This is a genomic window from Methylobacterium sp. P3_A11, assembly GCF_056403155.1.
On record NZ_JBFUGA010000068.1, the window covers coordinates 23,660 to 31,180 of the forward strand.

Consider the following 7,521-nt stretch of genomic DNA (forward strand, 5'->3'; position numbering starts at 1 on the left):
ATGCCGGCCGCCATGGTCCTCGCCAACCGGTCGAGCCCGCTGGTCGTCGGGCTGGCAGCGCTCGCCTTCCTGGCCGGGCGATGGGCCGAGGCGGATGCCAGGGCGCTGCGTCGTCGCCTCCTGGCACCCCTCGCGACGCCGCTCGCGGGCGCGGCCCTCGCCTTCCTGGCCTGGGCTCTCGTCTCTCTGACCTGGAGCCCGTTCCCGGCCGCGTCGCTCCGGGCGCTCGCCGAATTCCTGCCGACTTTGGTCGCCGCCTACCTCCTGGCGTGCCTCGCGCCCGGCCGGATCCCCGCCTTCGCGCCCCGGCTCGGAGCCGTCGCGGTCGGCCTCGCAGGGCTTCTGATCGCGGCGGATCTCGCCTCGGACCTCGCCCTGTCGCGGGCGCTGGGCCACCGCGCCGCGGCCTTCGTCCATAACCGCCCCGCCCTGACGCTCGATCTCGTGGCCGGCCCGCTGGCGCTGCTTCTCTGGCGCCGCCGCGCCCGGGGCTCGGCTGCCGCGACCCTCGCCGCCGCGGCCCTCGGCGTGATGCGCTCGATCAGTGGCGCCGCCCAGCTCGGCCTCCTCGCCGGCGCCGCGATGGCCGCCGCAGCACGATTGCTTCCGGTTCGGGCCGGCCTCGGCCTCGCCGGACTCGGTCTCGGCCTCGCCGTGGCCCTCGCCCCCGTGGAGGGCGATCTCCTCGCCCGCGCCATGCCGGAGGCCGCCCACGACCGCCTCGTCCAGTCCTCTTCCCGTGCCCGGGTCGCCATTGCCCGCAGTTTCGGGGCAACGGTCGCGGCCGACCCCTGGCGGGGCGCCGGCTACGGCACCAGCGCGCGCTTCGCCGAGACCCCGGTCGCGCAGGCGGTACCAGCCGAGATGCGGGTCCTCCTGGGCGTCGGACACCCGCACAACAGCTTCCTGCAGGTCTGGGCCGAGCTGGGCCTGCCCGGTGCGATCCTCGCCGCGCTTGCCCTGATGCTGACGCTCGCCCGGATCGCCGGCCTGCCGGCACCGGACCGCGCCACGGCACTCGGCCTCGTCGCCTGTGCGGCGGCGATCGCCTTCGTCGAGCACAACGGCTGGGCCGCATGGTGGACGGCGGGGCTGGGCGCTGCCATCACCTGGATGCGCGCGGCGTCACGGGCCGGCGCGATCGAGAGATCCGAGATGGACGGTCCCGCATGAGCGCGTTTGACGTCGACCTCTTCGTCATCGGCGGCGGCTCCGGTGGCGTGCGTGCTGCGCGGATCGCGGCCGGATACGGCGCGCGGGTGATGCTGGCCGAGGAGTACCGGGTCGGTGGAACCTGCGTGATCCGCGGCTGCGTTCCGAAGAAGCTGATGGTCTATGCCGGCCGCTTCGCCGACGAGTTCGAGGACGCCGCCGGCTTCGGCTGGACGGTGGACAAGCCCCGCTTCGACTGGGCCACCCTCAAACGCCGCCGCGACGCCGAGGTGACGCGGCTCGAGGGCATCTACGACGCCAACCTGATCCGCGCCGGCGTGGAGATCCTCCCCGAGCGGGCCGTGATCGAGGATCCCCATACCGTGCGCCTGGCGTCATCCGGGCGCACGATTCGGGCCGAGCGGATCCTGGTGGCGGTGGGCGCGCATCCGGTGAAGGAGCCGGCCGTGCCGGGAATCGCGCTGGCGATCACGTCCAACGAGGTGTTCGAGCTGGAGAGCCTGCCCGAGCGCATCCTGGTGATCGGCGGCGGCTACATCGCGGTGGAGTTCGCCGGCGTGTTCGCGGCGCTGGGCAGCCGGACGACCCTGCTGCACCGGGGCGACAGGCTGCTGCGCGGATTCGACGACGAGGTTCGGGACGCCCTCGCGGAGGCCTACGGCCATCGGATGGACCTGCGGCTCGGACGCACCCTGACCCGCATCGAGCAGCGGGATGGCGGCCTCTGCGCGCGGCTCGACGACGGCAGCGACATTCTGGTGGACCGAGTGCTCGTCGCCACCGGCCGGCGGCCGAACGTCGACGGGCTCGGCCTCGACCGGGTCGGCATCGAGACAGATTCCGCCGGAGCGATCCCGGTGGACGCCTACTCCCAGACCAAGGTCCCGTCGATCTACGCGGTGGGGGACGTCACCAACCGAGCCAACCTGACGCCCGTGGCGATCCGCGAGGGCCACGCCTTCGCCGACACGGTCTTCGGTGGAAAGCCCTCCTGCGTCGACCATCGACTGATCCCCACAGCGGTCTTCTCGACCCCCGAGATCGGCGTCGTCGGCCACAACGAGGCGTCCGCCCGCACGATCTTCGGCAAGATCGACGTCTACAAGGCGCGCTTCCGGCCAATGAAGGCGACCCTCTCCGGGCGCGACGAGCGCATCCTCATGAAGGTGCTGGTCGACTGCGCCAGCGATCGGGTCGTGGGCGTCCACATCGTCGGCCACGATGCCGGTGAGGTGATTCAGGCGGTGGGGATCGCGGTGACCATGGGCGCCACGAAGGCCGATTTCGACCGCACCATCGCGGTCCATCCCACCGCCGCGGAGGAACTCGTGACGATGCGCGTTCCGGAGGTCACCAAGCATCCGGTCGGCGTCGGCTAGCGACTCCCCGGAGGGCGGGGGCCTCGACGCGGTGCCGGACCGAGCCATATCAGGGGCATGGGCAAGCAGGGCGCAGGCAAGGGACGACGCGAGGACGACGCGCACGCGCGGCGGCAGGCGGTTATCGACGGCCTTCTGGCCGACGCCCTGCGGCCGGCCTTCCACCGGCCGCCGAGCCACGAGGCCCTCCCGCCCGACATCCGCCAAGCCATCGACCGCCTGCTCGCCAAGGCGGAGGCGCAGCGCAGCCGCTGTCTGACCTACGACGATCTGGAGGAGGCCCTGCCGCCCCGGGACGTCTCCGCGGAGGATCTGGAGGCGATCTTCTGGATTCTCGCCGAGCACGGGATCGAGGTGGAGGACGGCGAGGCCTGAGCTCGGGGCCTGCCTGCCCTCGGTTTCGGACACTCGCAAGTCCGCGGGAACCTCTCTATAAGCCGCGCTTCGCGCACGAGGCGCGATCGCACGAAGAGGTGCGCGGAGAGGGACCATGGGCGAGCGTTGGACACCGAAGAGCTGGAGACATCTGCCGATCGAGCAGGTTCCCACCTATCCGGACTCAGCCGCCCTGGGTGCCGTCGAGTCGCAGATCGCGAGCTTTCCGCCGCTGGTTTTTGCCGGTGAGGCCCGCAAGCTGAAGGCGGCGCTCGGGCGCGTCGCGGCGGGCGAAGCCTTCCTGCTTCAGGGTGGCGACTGCGCCGAGAGCTTCGACGAGCATTCCGCCGACAACATCCGCGACTTCTTCCGGGTGTTCCTGCAGATGGCGATGGTGCTGACCTTCGCGGGCGGGTCGCCGGTGGTGAAGGTCGGGCGCATCGCCGGGCAGTTCGCCAAGCCGCGCTCCTCGCCGACCGAGACCCTCGAGGGCGTGAGCCTGCCGAGCTACCGAGGCGACATCATCAACGGCATCGGCTTCACCGAGGAATCGCGGATCCCGGACCCGCGCCGGCAGCTCGAGGCCTACCGGCAATCGGCCGCGACGCTGAACCTGCTGCGCGCTTTCGCGACCGGCGGCTACGCCAACCTGGAGAACGCCCATCGCTGGATGCTGGGCTTCGTGAAGGATTCGCCGCAATCCTCCCGGTACCAGGACGTCGCCGGCCGCATGACCGACGCGCTCGACTTCATGCGCGCGATCGGCATCAACCCGGAGACCCATCCAGAGGTGCGGACCACGGACTTTTACACCAGCCACGAGGCCCTGCTGCTCGGCTACGAGGAGGCCCTGACCCGCGTCGATTCGACCACCGGAGACTGGTACGCGACCTCCGGCCACATGCTGTGGATCGGCGACCGGACCCGGCAGCCCGACCACGCACACGTGGAATACGCCCGCGGCATCAAGAACCCGATCGGCCTCAAGTGCGGCCCGTCCATGAAGGCGGAGGGCCTGATCCGCCTGATCGACCTGCTGAACCCGGAAAACGAGCCAGGGCGCCTCAGCCTGATCTGCCGCTTCGGGGCCGAGAAGGTCGGCGAGCACCTGCCGGCTCTGATCCGGGCCGTCGAGCGCGAGGGACGCAAGGTCGTGTGGATCTGCGATCCGATGCACGGCAACACCGTCGCGGCGGGCCGCTACAAGACCCGGCCATTCGAGCGGGTGATGCAGGAGATCGAGGGGTTCTTCGGCGTGCACCGGGCCGAAGGCACCATCGCGGGCGGCATCCACCTGGAGATGACCGGCAAGGACGTCACCGAATGCACCGGCGGCGCCCGGGCGCTGACGGCCGACGACCTGCAGGACCGCTACCACACCTACTGCGATCCGCGCCTCAATGCGGAGCAGGCCCTGGAAGTGGCGTTCCGCACCGCCGAGCTGGTCAAGGCCGAGCGCAACCACGTGGAGCGCCCGCGCCTCGACGCCGCGGAGTAGCCTCGGTCCAGGCACCGACACGTCGACGTGGTGCGCCGCCCCTCAGCCGGGACCGCGCACCGCGTCGGCCGTTGATCGTCCGCCTCGCTCGATCGCTACCGGCGCGGAGAGCCCGAGCGCGCTCAGCAGCGGGGTCGCGCCCGGAAACACCACCACGATCGGACCGCGGATCGGACCGGATCGGTCCAAGGGCAGCGCAGCCGCACCACGATGCCCCGCTCGGCCCCGGCAGTCGGTCGGTGAGGCGGGGTCTGGCCGCCACGTCCGGATGCACGCCCGACCGCCGGCGGTTCAAACGCCGCCGCCGGGATCACGCTCGGCGGGACGACGCTGGGGATGACGCCCGCACTGCGGATGACCGGAGCGTTTCCGGTGCGCTTACCGCTGCGCCGAACGGAGCGGCGCGTCCGTCTGCGGCGGCTTCAGGGGCTCGACCGACTGGCCGTCGCGCAGGTCCGGAGCCGGGCTGTAGATGATGCGGCTGTCAGCGGGCAGGTCGGAATCCAGCTCTAGGGTCCGCCCGAGATCGCGCCTTACCCGGATGGTCCGCCAGGTAACCCGGTCGTCGTCGCCCAGGGTCGCGACCTGCAGGCCGTTGCCGTTGAACACCGTCGCCTCGGCGGGGATCGTCACGCCCGGCTCTGTGCGGGGGATCTTGAGGGTGACGTAGGCGTAGAGCCCAGCCCGCAGCGCGCGGTCGGGATTGGGCACGTCCACCTGCGTGGTCAGCGTCCGCGACGCGGCATTCAGCGCAATCGAGCTGCGTTCCACGAATCCCTCGAAGCTCCGCCCCGGGATCTGCGGAACGGTGATCGACGCCTGAACGCCTGGCTTGATGCCGGCGGCATCGTTCTGCGGCACGTTCACGGTAATGCGCAGGGTGCTGTCCTGATCCAGACTCAGGAGCGGTGTGCCGCCGTTGTCGGCCCGGACGAGGTCACCGGTGTCAACGTTGCGGACCGTGACCACGCCGTCGAAGGGCGCCACGACCCGCTCGAACGCCGTCAGCGCCTTGAGGCGATCGACCACGGCCTCCTGGGCCTTGATGTTGGCCGTGGCGACCTTCACGCCGGCCTCCGCGGCGGCGAGGGTCGCGGCCTGGGCGAGAACACCGGCCTGGGTGTTGTCGGCGTTCTGCCGCGAGGCCCAGCCCTGGACCGCGAGGGTCGTGGTCCGGTTGTTCGTCAGGTTGGCGAGGTTCACGTTGGCGCGGGCCTGCTCGACCTGCGCCTGCGCTTGGAGCAGCTGCGCCCTCAGCTGACCGACTTGCGCCTCGGCCTGGGCGAGTTGCTGGTCCAGATCCGGGGCTGCGATGCGCAGAAGCAGATCCCCCGCCTTCACCCGCGATCCGATATCGACCCGGCGCTCGGCAATGTAGCCGGTGGCGCGGGCGGCGATCGCCGCCGTGGTGAAGGCCTGCATCTCCCCCGGCAGCGTGAGATCCAGCGGCCCCTCCGCCCGCGCGGCCGCGACGGTGTGCACTTGCGGCACGAGGGTCTTCACCCGCTCCAGGGTCGCGGTCGCCGCCGCGTCGCGCTGCCAATGGCCGTAGGCGCCCCAGACCAGCAGGCCGGCTCCGACGAGCCCGACCAGCAAAAACGGAGCCTTGCCGGGCGGCGGAGGAACGTCCGCGGCCGCGTCGTGCGCCTTCATCGATCGGCTCTCCGCCCCGGAAGCTCGGCCGGGTCGCCGCGAACGTAGCGGCCGAACTCCGTGCCGGCCAGAGCGGGGATTGGACGCATCACCACCCTGTGGCTGCCCCATGGCCGATCTGCGGTGCTCTCAAGCCAGGGAAACCCGGATCGGACCACGCGCCTAGCGCTGCGGGCCGGTCACCAGCGGACGGCCGCTGAGCCGCTTGTGCAGGTGGACCATCAAGGCGATCCCGAAGAGCGGCGTCAGCAGATTGAGGATCGGAACCACCATCAACGCCGCCAGCAGGCAGCCGGCGCCGAGCGTCCGGACCGGGAAGGTCCGGCGCATCGCGGCGGCCTCGGGGAGCGGCCGGAACCGTGATGCCGCCATCTCGAAATATTCCCGCGCCAGCAGATAGGCGTTGGCGGCGAAGAACGCCGCGATTCCGATCACCGGGACGAAGAAGATGACCAAGGCCGCGAGATTTACCAGCAGGGTCAGACCGGCGAAACGGACCGCGTAGAGCATGGCGGTCCCAAACGGCATGGCGCGTCCGGGGGGATCGTTCGGAAAATCGGTGCGCTCCACGATCTCGGCGGCATCGTCGAGGAAGAACCCCGCGACGACGATCGAAACGGCCGGCATCAGGTAGGCGAGCACCACCACGAGGCCGAACCCGGCGAGGTAGTAGGCGAGGCTGTCGAGGATCGGGTACTGGGCGGAGATGTGATGGCTCGCTTGGAACGCCTGGATCAGCCGGGTGAGACCAAGCCAGACGAGGAGCAGGAGCCCGAGCGTCAGCCCGAGGGACTTCCAGAGGATCGCCCGGAGTGGCGGCGAGAAGGTCTGGCGCAACGCCGCCGCGGCGGACTCGACGAGCATCGGGCAACGGTTCCGGCCCGCGCCGAAAGCGGCGCAGGCGCGTTGTGGAGCGGGGCGACGACCGGTGCAAGGCCGGGATCCGTCGCAGGGAAACAGGCTGCGGGGAGCACGCGTGCAGGACACGACAGGTCAGGTCTCGATGCCGCGGACGCCCGACTCCCGATGGGTCGATCCGCCGGTCCGCCCCGCTTTCCGGCCGCGCCTCGCGCCGCTGCCCTCGGCGCCGGAGGTGCTGATCGTCGGAGCCGGAGCCGCCGGGATCGGCGCCGCCCGGACCCTCGCGGCACGGGGTGTGCCAGTCGCCGTGCTGGAGGCCCGGGATCGCGTCGGCGGCCGCGCCCTGACCGTGACCCTGCGCGGTCACGCCCTCGACCTCGGAGCCCACTGGCTGCATGCCGGGCCGATCAATCCGTTGGTGGCATTGGGTCGGACACGGGGCGAACGGCTACGCCGCGCTGCCCAGGAAAGCCATGTCTGGGTCGGGCGCAGGCCCGGCCGCGGCGACGAGATCCGGGCCAACGGCCGCGCCTTCGACCGCGCGGACCGCGCCATGACCCGCGGCGCCGCGCAGCCCGGCCC

Annotated in this window: 7 protein-coding genes; 5 read left to right on the plus strand and 2 right to left on the minus strand. The window is 71.4% G+C overall.

Going from position 1 to position 7,521, the window contains the following annotated elements; translation table 11 throughout:
• From AC1DXK_RS20220 to AC1DXK_RS20235, 4 genes are all read left to right on the plus strand, one after another.
• Window positions 1-1,173: an O-antigen ligase family protein gene (locus tag AC1DXK_RS20220; RefSeq protein ID WP_457104062.1), complete on the plus strand. Its 1,173-nt coding sequence runs from the start codon at window positions 1-3 to the stop codon at window positions 1,171-1,173.
• The gene (gene gor, locus AC1DXK_RS20225; protein ID WP_457103860.1) at window positions 1,170-2,552 is read left to right on the plus strand and encodes a glutathione-disulfide reductase; all 1,383 of its coding nucleotides are present in this window, start codon (window positions 1,170-1,172) and stop codon (window positions 2,550-2,552) included. Before AC1DXK_RS20220 ends, gor begins: the two co-directional genes overlap by 4 nt.
• 57 nt (window positions 2,553-2,609) lie before the next feature.
• On the plus strand, window positions 2,610-2,927 hold the full coding sequence (locus tag AC1DXK_RS20230) for an RNA polymerase sigma factor region1.1 domain-containing protein (RefSeq protein ID WP_457103861.1): 318 nt from the start codon (window positions 2,610-2,612) through the stop codon (window positions 2,925-2,927).
• Window positions 2,928-3,042: 115 nt separating this feature from the next.
• A complete protein-coding gene (locus AC1DXK_RS20235; protein ID WP_457103862.1) occupies window positions 3,043-4,425 on the plus strand; it encodes a class II 3-deoxy-7-phosphoheptulonate synthase in 1,383 nt (460 codons plus the stop codon).
• A 378-nt stretch (window positions 4,426-4,803) separates the two neighbouring features.
• On the opposite strand, the gene AC1DXK_RS20240 is transcribed toward AC1DXK_RS20235, so the two are convergent.
• Both AC1DXK_RS20240 and AC1DXK_RS20245 read right to left on the minus strand, forming a co-directional pair.
• Window positions 4,804-6,078 (minus strand): efflux RND transporter periplasmic adaptor subunit, encoded by a 1,275-nt coding sequence (locus AC1DXK_RS20240; RefSeq protein ID WP_457103863.1) that lies wholly within the window; start codon window positions 6,076-6,078, stop codon window positions 4,804-4,806.
• 162 nt (window positions 6,079-6,240) lie between these two features.
• Entirely contained in the window at window positions 6,241-6,942 is a 702-nt protein-coding gene (locus AC1DXK_RS20245) for a sulfate transporter family protein (RefSeq protein WP_457103864.1), read from the minus strand.
• Between the two features lie 139 nt (window positions 6,943-7,081).
• On the opposite strand from AC1DXK_RS20245, the gene AC1DXK_RS20250 reads away from it, so the two are divergent.
• On the plus strand, window positions 7,082-7,521 hold a 440-nt coding region (locus tag AC1DXK_RS20250; protein WP_477298810.1), incomplete at its 3' end, for an NAD(P)-binding protein.